The 17,810-nt window shown below is 60.0% G+C and carries 16 protein-coding genes; 5 read left to right on the top strand and 11 right to left on the bottom strand.

The window, feature by feature from the left end; genetic code table 11:
• Positions 1-117: 117 nt before the first annotated feature.
• The 11 genes from ACESTR_RS06435 to ACESTR_RS06385 all read right to left on the bottom strand — a co-directional run bounded on the left by ACESTR_RS06435 (position 118) and on the right by ACESTR_RS06385 (position 12,084).
• Entirely contained in the window at positions 118-1,164 is a 1,047-nt protein-coding gene (locus ACESTR_RS06435; RefSeq protein WP_195637317.1) for an AAA family ATPase, read from the bottom strand.
• A gap of 2 nt (positions 1,165-1,166) precedes the next feature.
• Positions 1,167-1,457, bottom strand: a complete 291-nt coding sequence (locus ACESTR_RS06430; protein WP_195272860.1) for a helix-turn-helix domain-containing protein — start codon at positions 1,455-1,457, stop codon at positions 1,167-1,169.
• Between the two features lie 128 nt (positions 1,458-1,585).
• Positions 1,586-2,470, bottom strand: a complete 885-nt coding sequence (locus tag ACESTR_RS06425; RefSeq protein ID WP_373179020.1) for a hypothetical protein — start codon at positions 2,468-2,470, stop codon at positions 1,586-1,588.
• Positions 2,471-2,555: 85 nt separating this feature from the next.
• Entirely contained in the window at positions 2,556-3,749 is a 1,194-nt protein-coding gene (locus ACESTR_RS06420) for a site-specific integrase (protein WP_302407617.1), read from the bottom strand.
• 172 nt (positions 3,750-3,921) lie between these two features.
• Complete coding sequence (locus ACESTR_RS06415) at positions 3,922-4,845, bottom strand: transporter (protein WP_302574560.1); 924 nt, start codon at positions 4,843-4,845, stop codon at positions 3,922-3,924.
• Complete coding sequence (locus ACESTR_RS06410; RefSeq protein ID WP_217729843.1) at positions 4,846-6,000, bottom strand: retropepsin-like aspartic protease; 1,155 nt, start codon at positions 5,998-6,000, stop codon at positions 4,846-4,848. It abuts the gene before it with no gap.
• A gap of 9 nt (positions 6,001-6,009) precedes the next feature.
• Positions 6,010-6,459: a GatB/YqeY domain-containing protein gene (locus ACESTR_RS06405; protein ID WP_014776370.1), complete on the bottom strand. Its 450-nt coding sequence runs from the start codon at positions 6,457-6,459 to the stop codon at positions 6,010-6,012.
• A gap of 30 nt (positions 6,460-6,489) precedes the next feature.
• Complete coding sequence (locus tag ACESTR_RS06400; RefSeq protein ID WP_130062806.1) at positions 6,490-9,474, bottom strand: xanthan lyase; 2,985 nt, start codon at positions 9,472-9,474, stop codon at positions 6,490-6,492.
• On the bottom strand, positions 9,464-10,915 hold the full coding sequence (locus ACESTR_RS06395) for a sodium:solute symporter (protein ID WP_009598277.1): 1,452 nt from the start codon (positions 10,913-10,915) through the stop codon (positions 9,464-9,466). The genes ACESTR_RS06400 and ACESTR_RS06395 overlap by 11 nt, the downstream gene beginning before the upstream one ends.
• A 168-nt stretch (positions 10,916-11,083) precedes the next feature.
• On the bottom strand, positions 11,084-11,833 hold the full coding sequence (locus ACESTR_RS06390) for a GNAT family N-acetyltransferase (protein ID WP_227042349.1): 750 nt from the start codon (positions 11,831-11,833) through the stop codon (positions 11,084-11,086).
• Between the two features lie 29 nt (positions 11,834-11,862).
• Positions 11,863-12,084, bottom strand: coding sequence for a (4Fe-4S)-binding protein (locus ACESTR_RS06385; protein WP_009598285.1), 222 nt, complete (start codon positions 12,082-12,084; stop codon positions 11,863-11,865).
• Positions 12,085-12,574: 490 nt separating this feature from the next.
• Here ACESTR_RS06385 and hisG point away from each other — a divergent pair, with 490 nt between their 5' ends.
• From hisG to hisH, 5 genes are read left to right on the top strand one after another with little or no spacing between them, the layout of a single operon-like run.
• The gene (hisG, locus tag ACESTR_RS06380; protein WP_009598221.1) at positions 12,575-13,426 is read left to right on the top strand and encodes an ATP phosphoribosyltransferase; all 852 of its coding nucleotides are present in this window, start codon (positions 12,575-12,577) and stop codon (positions 13,424-13,426) included.
• Positions 13,427-13,448: 22 nt separating this feature from the next.
• On the top strand, positions 13,449-14,744 hold the full coding sequence (gene hisD, locus ACESTR_RS06375; RefSeq protein WP_014776368.1) for a histidinol dehydrogenase: 1,296 nt from the start codon (positions 13,449-13,451) through the stop codon (positions 14,742-14,744).
• Positions 14,741-15,775 carry a histidinol-phosphate transaminase gene (hisC, locus tag ACESTR_RS06370; protein WP_227042350.1) on the top strand — a complete coding sequence of 345 codons (1,035 nt, stop codon included), beginning with the start codon at positions 14,741-14,743 and terminating at the stop codon, positions 15,773-15,775. Before hisD ends, hisC begins: the two co-directional genes overlap by 4 nt.
• Complete coding sequence (hisB, locus tag ACESTR_RS06365) at positions 15,772-17,226, top strand: histidinol-phosphatase (protein WP_014776366.1); 1,455 nt, start codon at positions 15,772-15,774, stop codon at positions 17,224-17,226. Before hisC ends, hisB begins: the two co-directional genes overlap by 4 nt.
• Positions 17,223-17,810, top strand: coding sequence for an imidazole glycerol phosphate synthase subunit HisH (hisH, locus tag ACESTR_RS06360; RefSeq protein WP_278713742.1), 588 nt, complete (start codon positions 17,223-17,225; stop codon positions 17,808-17,810). The genes hisB and hisH overlap by 4 nt, the downstream gene beginning before the upstream one ends.

Here is a 17,810-nt window from a genome sequence, read left to right as displayed (position 1 = left end):
ATAAGCTGTTTTTCTTTCACTCGGTTTATTGGTACGATTCGGGGTTTAATCCGCCGTACCGGTTTAGAATGGTTTAATAATATATACCCTCGTTCCGGACTAAACCGCCCGCAAAGGTCAATAGTGGAAATCGGGATTGTAACGGTAGAACTTATCCTCCTTGACGATCATCCGCTTGTTCTCCAAAAAGACTTTGAGCTGCTTGGCCTTGTTGATGCCGAACGAATGGCCGATGGCGGCATAGCTGCTCTGCAACCGTCCGATAAGCGACGAATAGGAAACACGGTCGGCTTTGGAGAACAACAATTCCAACGCCTCGCGGTGCTTGGCCTCGCAGACCTCGGCATAGTCGAAACTTTTGGCAGCGGTAGTCTGCCGAAGTTGGTAGTCCTCGACCTGCTCGGGCAAGGCATCGGCGTTGATGCGAAAGGCGAACGGCTCGAAATCCCGGTCGCGGATGTGCATCGCCGCAACGGAACTTATATCGCGGTCGAAGTCGTCTTTGGTAATTTGCAGCACGGTTTCGGCCTTGTTGTTCAACTCCGTGCCCAAATGCCCGCGCGTGTTGTCGTCGCCCTTGTTCAGATGCAGCACCGTATGGATGTGGATGCGCCGCTCGTCCGTCCACTGCATCAACTTCGTGATGAGGTCGGTCGCCTCGCCGGGGCTGTTGATGTCGTGCGCCAGATCGCGGATGCCGTCGATAACGACCAGTCCGAGGTCGTCGAGGTCGTAGATTGCCTCCTCGATCTTCCGCAACCGCTCTTTGGTGGCATAACCGCGCAGGCACAAGAACTCCAACAATGGCGGATGCACATCGGTCGGCAATCCCGCCAGCCGCAGAATCCGGCACAACACCCGCTTGCAATGGAAGCGGCTCTGCTCCGTATCGACGTAGAGGATGCGCCGCCTCTCCGGCGGCAAAGAGGCCGAATAGTTCAACACCGTGCCGCCGGTCATGGCTGCCGCCACGATTGCGCAGACATTGAACGTCTTCTTGCTCTTCGCCTTGCCGGTAGAAGCGCTGAAATTCCCCAAAGTCCCGATAACCGAATCATCCACTCGCAGAATCACGGGCGGAGCCGCGAACTCATCCGTAACGAACAGACGGGCCGAACACCACGAAGAAACCGGAACCGAAGCGGAATCACGTTGCGCATTCATCGCTACTTCTTCTTCGAGGAGCGGCCGAGCAGGTATTGCTGTGCCTCGGCTTCAATCTGTGCCTGCGTCTTGACGGGATTGCGACGCAACCATGCCTCCAATTCCGCCCGCTCGAAATAGAGCATCTTGCCCTGCGGCTTGTAGTGCGGAATCAGATTACCCGACGTCAGTTTGTAGAGGTAGCTTTTCGAGAGGTTCAGAAAACGGCTGGCCTCCTCGAAGCTCAACACGTTTTTGGTGTGGAACACCTGCTTTTCGAGTTCTGCAACTCGCATCTCAATACTTTTCTCCATAATTCGATGGATTTTAAATAAAACAAATGGAGTGCATGCCCTCCGTGTCTTGTAACCGTTACGGGGGCAAATATATTGAGGATAAGCTTGATAGCAGACTGACCTATCTTTGAGGTCTCAACCCGTTCTCAAAGTCTTTTCACTTGCATGAGGTACTTTTCAAGGGTTGCGTATTTTCCCTCTACGCCGACGTCGCGGATGTAGTTGGTCGCCGTAGATAAGTCGCTTTGATTGATGTATTTATCGCGTGATGTATCTTTCGAGAGGAAAAGTTTGTGATTGGCGATGACAGATTGCCAGTTGGGGGTTATCAATCCGCGGCTGCTCAATCCCGAGAAAAAGAAGGCGACGAGGCGGTTGTTGTTCGACCGCACGATCGCTTCGGGTTTGCAGGCAAAAATGGCTTTCAACTCGTCCGCCGACAACGATACGTTGAACATCTTGACGTCGTTGATGGCCGCAGCGAGGTGGGCGATCTGCTCGTCGGTCAGTATCGAATCGAACGGATTCTCCGTTTCCGCAATGGGCGGCGCAGTAATAGAAGCCGACTTCTGCGAAGATTCCGATATGGATATTTCCCTTTGCCGCAAGTAAGCGGCATAACGTTCTCGGACGACGACATTTACGACAGCAGAGAAATAAGGAAGTTCGGCATCATAGGCCGTGTTATCCCGCTCGTATCGGGAGTAGTCGAACGAGGGCGCAGAGAATGCAAGGTATTTTTTCTTTTCATCGGCATGCAGTGCCTCAAAGAATCCGCCCTCCCAAAGGAATGCAGGTTCGGAGTAACAGAACCGGAGGTCGGACAATACGGAGTGGTGCAGATACAGCTCGGCCAGCTCGTCGGCAATTCGGTTATACTCCAGCCGTTCCTGCTCTTGCCGCTGGTCGGGGGCGAATCGGGTGGTTTTCGTCGCAATACACTCCTCCAATACCCGGCAAGCGTGTTTGATGCAACGATCGAATATCTTTTGCAGCTCGTCGAACTGCGGTTTCAACTCCATACCTTCCATAATCCGTCTTGTTTCATACGAAGATACGAAAAACTGTTGAAAAAGAAAAACGTGCGAATCATCGTCCGCACGTTTAGCCTCTGTTTCAGTCGGTCAGATTCGGAATCAACCCGATGGCTTCCTCTTTCTTCTTGTCTACGATTTTGGCATAAATCTGCGTCGTGGCGATATTCTTGTGGCCGAGCAATTTGCTGACGGTATATAAATCGGCGCCCAAAGTCAGCATCATCGTGGCATGGGTATGGCGGGCAACATGAAACGAGATGTGTTTGGTTATTCCGGCGACTTTCGCCCAGTGTTGCAGCGTGTCATTCACCGTCCCCTCGTGCGTCAGCGGAAAGATAAAATCACTGTCGTTCGCCTCACCGCGCTCTGGCAGCCATTTCAAAGCCTCGTCCGAAATCGGCAGGTAAAGCGGTTCTTTGGTCTTCTGCATCGTAATTTCGATGCGGACACGTCCGCCGTTCCGTTGTAGGTCGCACCACCTCAATTTGCGAATGTCGCTTACACGCAACCCGCACAGACAGCTGAACAGAAAAGCCCGCTTGACGATCTCGTGCCGACATTCGGTATTTATCAGCGTCTTCAACTCGTCGATTGTCAGATACTCGCGGCGGCTCGGCTCCTGCCGCACCTTACTTGCGAAATCGAACTCTTTGGTCGGATTGACGGTAATGATTCCCTCCTTGTAAGCGCGGTTGATGGCTGTTCTCAAAGTACCGTAATAAGACACGACCGAATTGTTGCTCAACCGGCCTCCGGTTTTCAATGCGCCGTATTTACTGGCCTTAGGCATCTGTCGCAGGTAATCGGTAAACTCCGAGAGAAACTCCTTATCGACGTCCCGAAAAGCGATATAGTCGCCGCGAAACAGCCTCAATGCCCGGACGGTATTGAGCACTGTTCGGGCATAGTTCCGGCTTCCCTGCTCAGCGGACTGCTTCCCGATATTTTCCAGATAGTCGAGCAGGTTCACTCGGGACTTGTTCGTGTTCTGGAATCCGTGCGCATCGTTTTGCACCTCGACGATCCGTTTGCTCTGAATCGCTTTGGCAAGGGCGAGCGTCGCTTCGTTCTTCACCTTGTCCTCCCGCGTTCGTTCGGGAATAAGGTATAGCTTCAGAAACTCGTATTTCCGTTTGCCACCGACATAGTTCTCCTTGCGGATCACGTCGCCCGTATAGTGCTCCAAATAGATGGATTGATTCCCGTTGGATAGTTGCTTGAACCGGATTCGCACCGGCTCCTTCAATTTGACCGTCTGTTTCTGCTTCGCCATACCGTTCCCGTTTGTTGCTCCAACGGCAAATATAGCGAATTTGTTTTGTTACCAGAGCATTTTCGAGTAACAAAATAGTAACAAATATCAGGCAATTATGGGCTTTGTCTGGAAAATCGCAAAAACAACAAAAATTCCCGTAATCAAATATAAATCGCTATATTTTAGTAATTTATATTCGATCTTTCGTCGTTTCTCTATCCTTTTTGTAAATTTGATAACTGTTCACGAAGTTCTGCCACACGATATAAGCCGTCGGGGCGATCGAGGAGATGGGGTCGAGGAACGACTGCGCCATCCATACGGCCAGCACCGTGTTCTTCTGGCCGAGCGACTGCCCGCCCGCCGGCGCGTCCCCGTAACGGCGGCCGAGCATGCGGCCCACCTTGAACTGCACCAGACAGATCGCCAGTGCGGCGAACGCCAGCCACAGCTCGACCGAGAGCGACGCATCGTGCAGGTCGATGATGAATGCCGTCGTGCGGCCGATAATCACGACCAGCGACGCCAGCCACATGTAGAACGAAATCTGACTGTGGTCGCCGATCCATTTCGCGGTCTTCGGCAGCAGAAAACGGCAAAACTGCGCCGCCGCGAAAGGCATGATCAGCAGCGGTGCGATGCGGGCCAGTATCTGCGTGAAAGAGCAGGCCCCGGTTCCGGCCAGCGAAAGCACGACGGGCGCTATCAACGCGATCGCCATATTGCACAGCAGGCTGTAGGTCGCCATCGTCGGAACGTTGGCCCCCAGCATGCCCGCAATCACCACTGCGGCCATCGCCACGGGTGCCAGCACACAGATCATCGCACCCTGCGCCACGATCGCATCGAGCGGCAGCAACGCGAAATAAAGCGCCGCGCTCACCACGACCTGAAACAGCAACAGCCACACGTGCAGCATCGACGGCTTCATCTGGCTGGGTTTCACCCGGCAAAAGGTGACGAAGAGCATCAGAAAGATCAGCGAGGGCGTAATCATCTGGTGCGTCCACGCTTCGAGCGCCGTCACCGGACGGCACAGCAAGGCGCCCGCCACCATGGCCGAGGGCATGGCGACCGTCTTGACATTGCGGTGCAGATATTCCAATACGTGCATTTATTTCATCCTTTTTACCGGAACCGTCACACGGGTACCGTCCTTGCGTTCGACCGTCATCTGGGGTTTGTCGCCGCGGATCTCACCCCGGATTACGGCGCAGGGATCGACCCGCGACACATCCACCGTTCCGAGAAATACGATCCGGTCGCCCGGAGCCACCCTATCCGCAAGCGTCTCGTCCCAGACCTGCCCCACGACCAACCGTCCTCCGTCCAGCGCGACGGTGACGCCGCTTACCGACACATCGGGCGGTCCGGGCTGTTCGGCATGCGGCAGCAGCCAGAAACGGCGGCCGGGATAGTCGATCACGACCGTTCCCCAGCGGAAAACTCCGCATCCGAGCTTGCTGTGTCCGCCGTGGGTCACTTCGAGGGGCATCCCGGCAAGCGTATTCCCGGCCAGTACGAATTCGGGAATCACACCCCGCACGGCTTCACCGACGACCGAGCGGTTGGTCCACCCCAGATTGCCGGAATGTCCCTCCGTGCGGCGCACCTCCTGCAAAATCCCCTTTTCGATCATCGCCCGGCACTCGTCGTAACGGCAGTCGAACAAGGCCCCGGAGCCAGTATCGAATTTCATGTAGGTTTTCATCCGGGACTTGCCGCTGCCCACACGGACGGCGATTACAGGAGCGTTTCCCGCAAAGTGAATCCGCGCACCGCCCCGGCAGCGGAACCCGCCGAGCTGGCGCAGGTCGCCCGCCAGCGTGATCGTCGAGTCGGCATTGGGCATCCGCACGACGAAGCCGCGCAGCAGATCGCTGCCCGCAATGCCGTCGAAGCCCAGACAGCGGAAGATATAGGAGCTGTCGGGCAGCACGATCACCTGCCGGTCGGAGTAGGTCGCCTCGCCCATCCGGAGATACGGCACCCGGACATAGGTGATCGCATGACGATGGCCTTCGAAATCGCCCGACGTCCCCCGGCCAGACGCCGCGAGTCCCAGTTCGCGGCTGAGCCGTTCGCTGATGCAGGTCTGCGAAGCCCCCGTGTCGAAGGCGAAGCGGCGCGGTCCCGCAGCGGTCTCGACCGTCACGACATACTTGCCCCGTTCGAGCGTGTAAGGCAGGTCGAAGCGCACGGCGGGTTTGCGGGCGCAGACCGTCTGCGCCGCGGCAAGCCAGCAAACGACCAGCAGCAACCGTCTCATCCGCCGCCCCTACGCCAACAACTCCTTGACCTTGGCCGAGATATCCTTGCCGTCGGCACGGCCTGCGAGCCTCTTCGAAGCGACGCCCATCACCTTGCCCATCTCCTTCATCGACGTCGCGCCGACCTCGGCGATCACGGCCTTGACCTCGGCGGCAAGCTCCTCGGCGGTGAGCTGCTTGGGCAGGAATTCCTGAAATACGGCCACCTGCGCCAGCTCTTCGGCAGCCAAGTCCGGACGGTTCTGCTCGGTGAAGATCGCCGCGGAGTCGGTCCCCTGCTTGGCCAGCTTGGAGATGATCTTCAGCACGTCGGCGTCGGGCAGTTCGGTGATTTCCGGTCCCGCCGTTTTGGCTTCGATGATGTATTTCTTGGCATTGCGCAGTGCGCCCAGACGCACGGTATCCTTGGCCTTCATGGCCTCCATGATCCCTTTCGAAATCTGTTGTTCGAGTGACATAAAATTACTATTTTTAAATAAATACACAAATCATCTATCCTTTTGCTTCAGCAGGAAGTCCAGCACGTCGCGCATCAGCCGGTCGCGCTGCACGTCGCTCTCGATGGACTCGAACGGAAATCCCATGACGAACGTTCCGCCCGCTTCGCTGGCCACGCCCGCCGTGCGGCCGTTTTCGACGTAACGCATCACCGAGAAGGCCCCCGCCCCGGCGGGCCGCAGGGCGTCGGGCGACTCGACCCGGTAGCGGTCCGGACGGTATTCATTGACATAACGGTACTCGTCGCGCGAAAATCCGGGATGCGAAGTCACAACCCGCACCCGTCCGCGCTGCGCCGCCCGGCCGCCGTCGTAGGTGTAGTGCAGCACCTCCTCGGCGAACCTGCGGTCGTCGTCCGAGGCCTCGCCGCCCGTCCAGAGGTCGGTCGCCACATAGCTTCCCGACACGAAGAGCGCACCGCCGCCGGCCATATACCGGCGCAGAACGGCCTGCAACTCCGGGGAGAAGGTTTTGAAGGCATAGCCCGTCACCCCGCGTCCGATGGTCGTCGAACGCTGTTCGCCCAGAATGAGATCGACGGCGGAATAACCGTCGGGCGACACCTCGCCGCGCTCGACGGCGCGCACCGACGCCGAGCAGAACGAATATCCGGCCCCTGCGACCGAACGTCCGTGCAGGGCGGGATAGTCGAACGTGTTGCCGCCGATCACCTCCGTTTCGTAATCGCAGGCGCAGGCACCCAAAGCGATGCTGTCTACCTCGCATTTGGCCATCTGCATGTCGAATACGTGCTGCGCGCCGATGAACGAAATATCCTGCCGGTCGGGCACGCCGCCGTCGATGTCGGTATAGAACCCCGCCAGCGAATCGGCGCGCACGCTCAGCGGCGCGCTGACGCGGTCGAAGCCGTTGACGATCAGCACCGTCCCCTTCTCGTCGGGCATGCGGCATGCGGCGACGGTCTCGCACGGAAAACTCTCGCCGCCCTCATTCACGGCCGTCACCTTGTAGCTGTAGATGCGCCCCGGCTCCTGCGCGGTCAGCAGGCAGGGTTTATCGACGTAACGGCCGTTGTCGAAGCCGCCGTCGTCGATGCGCGTATAGACCACATACCCCGTCGGAGCCGCGGTCGTTTCGAGCGAATCCATCACGGGCGACCAAGTGACCGCCGCCTTGCCACCTTCGGCGAACTGCACGGCGAGCGACTCCACGGGCAGCGGCTGCACTACGTAAGGTAATCCGTATTGCGAGCTGATATAGCGCAGGATACCCTTATAGACGGCACGGCTCACGAGGAACTTGAAACGCGGATCGCTGCCGTAGCGCATGTCGGCGAAATTCTGGTGTGACAGCAGTTCGAGCAGCATGGTCGGCACCCCCGGCACGCGCGCTTCGTAATAGGCGCGGTTCCAAAGCCCGCGGCGGCTCCATGCCGGTTCGTACGTGCTGCGGATATCTTCGACGATCTGGGTCATGACGATATCCGTGAGGTCGCGCGAACGGTAGCGGTCGGCGCCCCCTTCGAACTTGCCCTTGTTCTCGCGCGTATAGAAGATGCCCAGCGTGCCGATGATGTCGTCATTGAGCCGCACGCCCGCATCGGAGTGGAACGCCAGCGCCATATCGACCGGAATGCGCAGCCCGGCGCTGTCGGGCATCCGCTCCGAACCGCCCGTCAGGGCATTGACCCAATGGGCGCGCGACATGTAGTCGTCCTTGTAATCGTCCCGGTTCTCCTTCGGGGAGTAGACCTTTTCGTCGAATCCGGCCCACTGGAGCCAGTAGCGGGCGCCCTCGCAGAAACGGGGATAGCCGCTCGTCTCCAGATGGCATACCATGCCGGGCCGGCGCAGCGAATCGCACACCGTGCGGGCTATGTTGCCGTAACCGCCGCCGATCTTCACGGCGTCGGCCGAGACGATGCGGCCCGCCTGACGCGAGCGGTTGGTGAGCGTCACGACCTCCTGCGAACCGGCGTCGAGCAGAAAGCGGCCGAGGTAGATCCACGTTCCGCCGCCCATGGTCTGGTTTACGGCGAAGCTGCTGTCCCCTCCGAGGTGATGCACCGTATACTGCGCGTCGTCAGCGTTTTGCGGAGTCGAATCGTAGCTCACGTAAACGGCGTATTCGCCCCGTTCGGGAATGTCGGCCGTCCACACGGCGCGGCTCTCCGCCCCGCCGGTCACCGATCTCACGCGGCGCGTCGTGCCGTCCCGGAAGGGATTCTGTCCCGTCGTGTAGACCTGCTGCACATGCGCGAAGCCCATGCCGCCCGGCTGCCATTTCTCAGGCCCCTCCTCCTCGCGGTACTGCCCGGCGGCATCGTTGTCCGCCAGTATCTCGTACTTCTGCACGTCGCGTTCGCGGGGCAGCATCACGCAGGCCCCGGCATTTTCGAGCATCGGAACCAGATACGGCAGCACGTAGCTCTGGGTATAGAGGTCCTCGCAGGTCTGCCACAACTGCGAACGCTGCCATTTCCAGCGGTTCTGGGGCTGGTCGAAATAGCGGCCGTGACTCTGCCACAAGGCGATATGCCGCCCGGCGAGTCCCTGCGACGGCACCACGGGCGCCGAAGAACGGGTCACCAGCGGCCGCTCGGAGCGGTTGGTAAAGGGCACGATCTTCTTCTTGCGCAAAAGTTTCCGGTATTCCGCCCCGGTTCGGCAGGCCATCGGAATCAGCTCGCCGACCTCCCGCTTGTCGGAATAAAGTTCGATGTCCGCCTTGCGGAACTCCGGCGGCATGAGCAGACGCACCGAGTCGCGCATGGCGCGCAGGTTCTCTTCGCGGAACGGATAGTACGAAAGGCCGACCGAGGTGTAGATTCGCACCCGCTTGCGCGAGGCGTCCACCCCCTCGATGCGGACATAGCCGCCCGCCACTTCGCGGGCGACGATGCGCGTCAGCGTGCGTCCGATTTCGCGGCGCGCAGGGCCATCGATTCCGGCGGCCGAGACCTCCTGCCCGCACAGACCGAGCAGCAGGAGAATATACAACAGTCTATTTTTCATGTCGTTTGACCAGTAAAAGCATGCCGGCCATCGTAAATGCGGCATTGTAAATCAACAGTTCGAAACCGATCCGGTAACCCCACGCCTCATACGCCCAGTATTGCAGCAGGGCGCTCAGCAGCGGAGCGGCGAGCGCCACGAGGGGCATCCAGCCGTCGCGCACCCTGAGACGCGTGAAGATACCGAAAGCGAACATACCCAAAATCGGGCCGTAGGTGTAGCTGGCGACCTTGTAGACCAGATTGATGACGCTGTCGTCGGCAAGGTATTCGAAGGCGAGGATCACCAGCGCCATGCCGAGGGCCATCGCCACATGGACGATGCGGCGCAGGCGGGTCAGACGTCGTTCGCCGTAACGTTTCGTGCCGTCAAGGATATCGACCGTAAACGAAGTCGTGAGGGCCGTAAGGGCCGATCCTGCGGCTGAATAGGTGCTTGAAATAAGTCCTATAACGAACAGTATGCCAACGAATACCGGCAATCCGCCGTTGACTGCGACCTGCGAAAAGACCTGATCGCCCTTTTCGGGCATCGCCAGCCCGCTGCGGTCCATGTAGATGTAAAGCAGCACGCCCAGCACGAGGAACAGGAAGATCACGAAAATCTGGCTGACGGCCGTGAGGACGATATTTTTCTGCGAGTCGCGCGGCGTGGCGCAGCTCAGGTTGCGCTGCATCATGTCCTGATCGAGTCCCGTCATGGCGATCAGCAGCACGATGCCCGCCGCAAACATCTTCCAGAAATAGCGGTCCGAAGCCGGGTCGTCGAAGAAAAACATCTTCGAATAGGGCGACGCGGCGACCTCGCGGGTCATTTCGGGCAGGGACATACCCAGCGCCTGCATGATGAAGACGATCGACAGCACGAGACTTCCCACCAGACACACCGTCTTGAGCGTATCGGTCCAGATCAGCGACTTGACGCCGCCCTGCTGGGTGTAGAGCCATACGAAGAGCATCGTGACCGCCGCATTGAGCCAGAACGGAAGTCCGTAATGGCTGAAGACCAGCAACTGCATCACGGCGCAGACCACATAGATGCGAAGGGCCGCCCCCAGCATCTTCGAGACGAAGAAAAACCACGCCCCGGTACGGTGCGACCGCACGCCGAAGCGGTCGTCGAGGTATTCGTAGAGCGACACCACCTTCAGGCGGTAGAACGTGGGAATCAGCACGAAAGCGACGATCAGCTGTCCGACCGTGAAGCCCGCGACCATCTGCATGTAGGAAAAGCCGTCTACGGCGACCGAGCCGGGAACGGAGATGAACGTCACGCCCGACATGGCGGCGCCGATCATGGCGAAGGCGGCCATGTACCACGGCGTGCGGCGGTTGCCGGAGAAAAACCCGGCGTTGTCGGCGCGGCGGCCGGAGACCCATGCTACGGCGAAGAGGACGGCTATGTAGCCCAGAACGGTAGCGATAACGGCGGCGGATGTCATAAGCGTAAGTTCAGATTCGAATTACAAATATACGAAAAGAGTCCCGAAAAAGCGGGCAAAAAAAGCAGAATAATGCGGGGACGGGCGGGATGGAGCATCCGGAACGACGAAGGGTTCGGAGATTTTTTCGAGGGGAGGGCCGATATAGGGAGACAGTCCCGGCGGGAATCACTTTTTCAGGATCCGTTCCAAGGCTGCGGCGTCCAGTAGATTCACCGTTTCGAATCTTCCCTTGTAGAAGACGCCCCAGTTATTGAATACGCAGGGCAGCTCCTTGGCCTTGCGGAGCGTATCCACCTCGATGAAATCCGCCGGGACACCGTGCGCTTCGCAGTGTTGTCTTATCATTTCCAGATTGCCGGGGATAAAGGGGCACTGCATATCGTAATAGACGGTCAGCGCCTGACTTTCGATACGCTGTTTTTTCGCATTGTGTGCGAATTGCGGAGTGGTTCCGTCGAACGAAAGCGCCAGCAGCTCGTAGCCGTTGTCGGTCGTATCGACGACCTCGAAGCCGAACTTCCGGGCAAAAGACTGGTCCGAAAGCCACGCTTTCTGCTTTTCCGCACCGAGCATGCAGACGCCCGATTTTCCATGCGTCCGCGCATCGGCCAGACAATGTTCCATCAACGCCTTTGCATAGCCCTTGCCTTTGTAAGGACCCGCAACCCACAAACAATAGATATAATAATAGTTGTCGCCAATCACGGGCACCCATGCCGTTTCGAGAGGCGCGTATTCGATAAAGACCACGCCCTTCGCATTCAGCTTCCGGAAGACGTGCCCCTCGCGGAGCCGGTCGGAAAGCCACCGCCGCTTCGCCTCTACGCCCGGATGGGCCTTTTTCGTGCGGATAATGCAGCACAAATGCTCGTCGGCAAGGTTTTCGGCCGTCAGATCGACGAATTCAGCATCCATGGGCGGCTTTTCAACGGGATGAGCGGGCGTCACGCCTTACGATAGGACAACGCTCCCGAAGGGCATTTTTCGACCTGCGCAACGATCCGGTCGGTCGTGGCGTTTTCCAGTTTCACCCACGGCCGCTCCTGCGGGTTGTAAACTTCGGGAAGCATGCGGACGCAGACGCCCGAATGGATGCAGAGGTGCGGCTGCCAGACCACGACGATCTCGCCGTTGGTATATTCGATACGTTTCTTTTCGGTTTCCATAACAACAATATTTTACTAAAGACTGCTTAGGCAGACCTCCAAAGATAAGCATAATCCGTATATTGAAACCGGCAACCCCGTCTTTCGCGGCTCGGCGGTGGCCATTCGCGGCCGTCCGACGACAAATCACCGGCCCGCGAACCGAAAAGACGCAGCGAATCTACAAACGACGCAAACAACTGACAATCAAAACAACAAACGACTGAACACCGAAAGCAAAGAGGGTTTTCGGCGGCACCGGCGGAAGATTATCGAAAACTTTTCGGCAGAAATTTTGATTTTTCATCCAAAAATACATACATTTGCCCCAACGACATTGCAAATGACAATATTCAACCATATCCATCATCATCACAACCACTTTCCGAAGGGGTAAGATCGATGTGCATATGTAAATAAGGATTATATATCATAACGAAGCTCATCCCCTGCGGATGGGCTTTTTTCATGTCCGTTCCGCAGGCGGGTGTCTGAAAAACAACAAACAAACATGCTGAGAATAGCAATTCAGGCCAAAGGCCGACTCAACGAGCAGAGCATCGACCTGCTCTCGGAAGCAGGCATCGGCGTCGCCGAAAGCAAGCGCAAACTCATCTCCCGCGCCGACGGATTCCCGATGGAGGTGCTCTACCTGCGCGACGACGACATTCCGCAGGCCGTGGCCATGGGCGTCGCCGATCTGGGGATCGTGGGGCTGAACGAGGTCGCGGAGAAGAACTTCCCGGTCGAACGGACCATGGACCTCGGATTCGGCAGCTGCCGCATCTCGCTGGCCGTGGACCGGACGGCGGATTACAACGGACTGGACTACTTCCGCGGCAAGCGCGTGGCGACCTCCTACCCCAACATCCTCGCGCGGTTCTTCGCCGAGAAGGGCATCGACGCCGAAATACACACCATCGAAGGGTCGGTCGAAATCGCCCCCGCCGTGGGAATGTCCGACGCGATATTCGACATCGTATCGTCGGGCGGCACGCTGATCTCGAACGGATTGGTCGAAGTGGAGAAGGTATTTTATTCCGAAGCGGTGCTGATTGCAAATCCGGAACTCGATGAGGATAAACGCCGTGAAACGGCCCAACTCACGTTCCGCTTCAACTCGATACTCGAAAGCCGCGGCATGAAGTACGTGCTGATGAACCTCCCGCAGGAGAAGCTCGACGAAGCGATCACGATCCTGCCGGGCATGCGCAGTCCTACCGTCCTGCCGCTGGCGCAGGAGGGATGGTGCTCGATACACGCCGTGATCTGCGAATCGCAGTTGTGGGAGCGCATCGAACGGCTCAAGGCCCTCGGCGCGGAAGGAATTCTGGTGCTGACGCTCGAAAACATGATCCGCTGACCCCTAAAAACGACCCGAAAAAATGGAAATGCCGAAAATCTATGTAAATCCCCCGCGCAGCGAATGGCCGGCGCTGACGGCCCGCTGTACGCGGCAGGAGGAGGAGATCGGGGAGCGCGTAGCCGCGATCCTCGCCGAGGTGCGCACGGGCGGCGACGCGGCCCTGCGCCGGATCGTCCGCCGCATCGAAGGATACCTCCCCGAAACGTTCGAAGTGACGCGCGAACGGCGTGCGGAAGCCGCGAAGGCCGTATCGCCGCAGTTAAAAGCCGCGCTGGAGCAGGCGAAGGCCAACATCGAAGCCTTCCACCGGGCGCAGCTCCCGGCGCAGGTCGAGGTCGAAACGATGCCGGGCGTCAGGTGCGTACAGCGCGCCGTGGCGATCGGCCGCGCGGGGCTGTATATCCCCGGCGGCAAAGCCCCGCTCTTCTCGACGGTGCTGATGCTCGCCCTGCCGGCCCGGATCGCCGGATGCCGCGAGGTGATACTCTGCACGCCGTGCGGCCGCGACGGGCGGATCGCACCCGAAATTCTCTATGCGGCCGACCTCTGCGGCGTGGACCGCGTCTTCGCCCTCGGCGGGGCGCAGGCAGTGGCGGCCATGGCTTACGGAACGGAGAGCATTCCGCGCGTCGACAAGATTTTCGGTCCCGGCAACCGCTACGTCACCAAAGCCAAACAGCTGGCCGGCGCAGCCGACGTCGCCGTGGACCTGCCCGCGGGGCCTTCGGAGGTGCTGGTGCTGGCCGACGAAGACGCCCGGCCCGAATTCGCCGCCGCCGACCTGCTGTCGCAGGCCGAACACGGTGATGACAGTCAGGCCGTGCTGGTCTGCCGCAGCGAGGAGTTCGCACAGCGGGCAATAGCGTCCGTCGGGGAGCAGGCCGCGCGGCTCAGCCGCCGCGACGCAATCGGCAATTCGCTGGCCAACAGCCGGATCGTGGTTTTCAGCGACCCAGACGAGCAGATCGCGTTCGCCGACGCCTACGCCCCCGAACACCTGATTGTCGCCATGCGGGACGCATGGGACGCCGCGGCGCGGATCACGGCCGCGGGGAGCGTATTTATCGGCGGCTACTCGCCCGAAAGCGCGGGCGATTACGCTTCGGGAACCAATCACACGCTGCCCACGGGCGGCTGGGCGCGGGCCTACAGCGGCGTGAACACGGAGAGCTTCATGCGCAAGATAACCTATCAGGAACTGACGCGCGGCGGACTCGAAGCCCTCGCGCCGACGATTACGGCCATGGCCGAAGCCGAAGGGCTGGACGCACACGCCAACGCCGTGCGCATCCGGACGGAAGGAGGTGCGCGATGAAACCGCTGGCGCAGCTCGTGCGGCCCAACATTCTGGCGCTGCAACCCTACTCCACGGCCCGCGACGAATATGCGGGCGGCGGGATCGGCGTCTGGCTCGACGCCAACGAAAGCCCCTACGACAACGGCGTGAACCGCTACCCCGACCCGCACCAGCGGGAGCTGAAGGCGCAGCTGGCCGCGCTGAAGGGCGTGCGGAGCGGACAAATATTCCTCGGCAACGGCAGCGACGAAGCCATAGACCTCGCGTTCAGGATCTTCTGCGAGCCGGGCCGCGACAACGCCGTTTCGATCGCGCCGACCTACGGCATGTACCGCGTGGCGGCGCAGACCAACGGCGTCGAACTGCGCGAAGTGCCGCTGGGAGCCGATTTCTCGCTTCCGGTCGAGGCGCTGCTGGCGGCGGCCGACGGGCGCACCAAACTGCTGTGGCTCTGCTCGCCCAACAACCCCACGGGAAACGCATTCCCCGACCGGAAGATTGAAGAGCTGCTGCGCCGCTTCGACGGCGTGGTGGTGCTCGACGAAGCCTACATCGACTTCGCCGAAGGACAGGGATTCCTGCCGCGGATCGACGAATTTCCCAACCTGATCGTACTGCAAACCCTCTCCAAAGCTTGGGGCATGGCGGGACTGCGGCTCGGACTGGCTTTCGCGTCGGAGCGGATCGCCGCGCTGTTCGGGCAGGTCAAGTATCCCTACAATATCAATACGCTCACCCAGCAGACCGCGGCCGAGTGTCTGCGCCGGGACATTGCGGCGCAGATCGCGCAAATCCGCGAAGAACGCGGACGGCTGGCGGCGGCGCTCGCCGGATGCGGCTGCATCGAGCGGGTCTACCCGTCGCAGGCCAACTTCCTGCTGGTGAAGACCGCCGATCCCGACCGGCTTTACGGCGAACTGATCGCCGCAGGGGTGATCGTCCGCAACCGTACGCGGCTCACGGGATGCGAGGGCTGCCTGCGTATCACCGTGGGGACTCCCGCCGAAAACGGGCGCATGCTGGAAACCGTCAAAAACTTCAGACCATGAAAAAAGCACTCAAAAAAGCACTGTTCATAGACCGCGACGGCACGCTGATCGTCGAGCCGCCCGTGGATATGCAGGTGGACAGCCTCGCCAAGCTGGAATTCGTGCCCGGAGCCATTTCGGCGCTCAAAGTCCTCCGGGGACTCGATTTCGAGCTGGTGATGGCCACCAATCAGGACGGACTGGGAACCGACTCCTTTCCTGAGGAGGATTTCAGGATTCCGCAGGAGAAGATGCTCCGCACGCTGGCGGGCGAAGGCGTGCTGTTCGACGACATGCTGATCGACCGCACGTTCGAAAGCGACGGCGCCCCGACGCGCAAGCCCCGCACGGGAATGTTCGGCCGCTACACCGGCGGAGGGTACGACCTCGCGGCGAGTTACGTCGTCGGCGACCGCGCGACCGACATCCTGTTGGCCCGCAATCTCGGAGCGCGGGGAATTCTGTTCGCACAGGAGACGGCGGGCCGCCGGATGCTGCGCGAAGCCGGAGCGGAAGAGCCCTGCGTGCTGATCAGCGATTCGTGGTCCGAGATCGCCGAGTACATCCGCCGCGGCGAACGGCGGGTGGTCGTAACGCGCGAGACCCGCGAAACGCGGATCACCGTCCGGCTCGACCTCGACGGCAAAGGGTTCGGCGGCGTTTCGCCAGACCGTCCGGCCGCCGGAACCGGCGGCGCTCCGGAGAACGGCGCGGATACGAAAAACCCGGTTGATCCGGACGCAGACAACGGACCGGAAGGCAACCGGGCCGGGGCGAAAAATCCGGCAGGGGAATGGAACGACGCCGGCAGGAACAGCGGCGACGGAAACGGCGACAGCGACAACAACAGTGACGGAAGGAACGGCGACAACAGAAACCGCGACGACGGAAATGACAACAGCAGGATCAACGACAGCAGCAGTGACGAAAGGAACGACGACAACGGGAACGGCGACAATAGAAACTGCGGCGACGGGATTTCGACCGGACTGCGTTTTCTGGACCACATGCTGGCGCAGATCGCCCACCACGGCGGCGTGGCGCTCGAAGTGGAGGCCCGCGGCGATCTGGACATCGACGAACACCACACGATGGAGGACGTGGCGATCGTGCTGGGCAAAGCCATCGATCGGGCTTTGGGCTCCAAGGCCGGAATAGGCCGCTACGGATTCGCCCTGCCGATGGACGACTGCCGCGCGCTGGTGCTGCTCGACTTCGGGGGACGCATCGACTTCGAGTGGGACGCCGAATTCCGCCGCGAGCGGGTCGGAGACGTCCCGACGGAGATGTTCCGCCACTTCTTCCACTCGCTCTGCTGCGCCGCGCGCTGCAACCTGCAGATTGCGGCCAAAGGCGACAACGACCACCACAAGGCCGAAGCGATCTTCAAGGCCTTCGCCCGCGCCCTGCGCATGGCCGTGGCCCGCAGCGGATTCGGATACGACATACCCAGCAGCAAAGGAGTATTATGACGGCGATAGTAGATTACGACACGGGCAACCTGCGGTCGGTCGCCGACGCCATGCGGCGCATCGGGGCCGAATTCACGATCACGGCCTATCCCGCGCTCCTGCGCGGCGCCGACAGGGTGCTGCTGCCCGGCGTGGGCGAAGCTTCGTCGGCGATGGCCAAACTCCGCGAGCGGGGACTCGATCTGGTCATCCCCACCCTGACGCAGCCCGTACTGGGCATCTGCATCGGCATGCAGCTGTTGTGTCTCGACAGCGAGGAGGGAGACGCCCGCTGTCTGGGGATTTTCCCGGCGCACGTCAGGCGGCTGAAACCCGCGGAAAACGGGCTGAAGATTCCCCATGTAGGCTGGAACACCGTCGGCGGCCTGCGCGGAACGCTGTTGGAAGGAATCGGCGAAGAGACCTACGTCTATTACGTCCACTCGTATGCGGCGGAGGTCTGCGAAGCGACGATCGCCCGCACCGATTACGGCGGGGAGTTCAGCGCCGCGCTGGGCCGCGGCAACTTTTTCGGCACGCAGTTCCACCCCGAAAAGAGCGGTTCGGCGGGCGAAAGGATCCTGCGCAACTTTTTAAAACCGTAA

Origin of the sequence: Alistipes sp. DJF_B185, from assembly GCF_964250025.1 — a bacterium.
Classification (GTDB): Bacteria; Bacteroidota; Bacteroidia; order Bacteroidales; family Rikenellaceae; genus Alistipes; species Alistipes finegoldii.
The sequence above is the reverse complement of the archived record's forward strand: the minus strand, read 5'-3'. Positions and strand labels throughout refer to the sequence as shown.

Coding starts and splice junctions, on each gene's coding strand:
- hisC (WP_227042350.1), top strand. CDS start 14,741: ATGAAACCGCTGGCGCAGCTCGTGCGGCCCAACATTCTGGCGCTGCAA.
- ACESTR_RS06405 (WP_014776370.1), bottom strand. CDS start 6,459: ATGTCACTCGAACAACAGATTTCGAAAGGGATCATGGAGGCCATGAAG.
- ACESTR_RS06390 (WP_227042349.1), bottom strand. CDS start 11,833: ATGGATGCTGAATTCGTCGATCTGACGGCCGAAAACCTTGCCGACGAG.
- ACESTR_RS06410 (WP_217729843.1), bottom strand. CDS start 6,000: ATGAGACGGTTGCTGCTGGTCGTTTGCTGGCTTGCCGCGGCGCAGACG.
- hisD (WP_014776368.1), top strand. CDS start 13,449: ATGGAAATGCCGAAAATCTATGTAAATCCCCCGCGCAGCGAATGGCCG.
- ACESTR_RS06425 (WP_373179020.1), bottom strand. CDS start 2,470: ATGGAAGGTATGGAGTTGAAACCGCAGTTCGACGAGCTGCAAAAGATA.
- ACESTR_RS06415 (WP_302574560.1), bottom strand. CDS start 4,845: ATGCACGTATTGGAATATCTGCACCGCAATGTCAAGACGGTCGCCATG.
- hisG (WP_009598221.1), top strand. CDS start 12,575: ATGCTGAGAATAGCAATTCAGGCCAAAGGCCGACTCAACGAGCAGAGC.
- ACESTR_RS06395 (WP_009598277.1), bottom strand. CDS start 10,915: ATGACATCCGCCGCCGTTATCGCTACCGTTCTGGGCTACATAGCCGTC.
- hisH (WP_278713742.1), top strand. CDS start 17,223: ATGACGGCGATAGTAGATTACGACACGGGCAACCTGCGGTCGGTCGCC.
- ACESTR_RS06385 (WP_009598285.1), bottom strand. CDS start 12,084: ATGGAAACCGAAAAGAAACGTATCGAATATACCAACGGCGAGATCGTC.
- ACESTR_RS06430 (WP_195272860.1), bottom strand. CDS start 1,457: ATGGAGAAAAGTATTGAGATGCGAGTTGCAGAACTCGAAAAGCAGGTG.
- ACESTR_RS06420 (WP_302407617.1), bottom strand. CDS start 3,749: ATGGCGAAGCAGAAACAGACGGTCAAATTGAAGGAGCCGGTGCGAATC.
- hisB (WP_014776366.1), top strand. CDS start 15,772: ATGAAAAAAGCACTCAAAAAAGCACTGTTCATAGACCGCGACGGCACG.
- ACESTR_RS06435 (WP_195637317.1), bottom strand. CDS start 1,164: ATGAATGCGCAACGTGATTCCGCTTCGGTTCCGGTTTCTTCGTGGTGT.
- ACESTR_RS06400 (WP_130062806.1), bottom strand. CDS start 9,474: ATGAAAAATAGACTGTTGTATATTCTCCTGCTGCTCGGTCTGTGCGGG.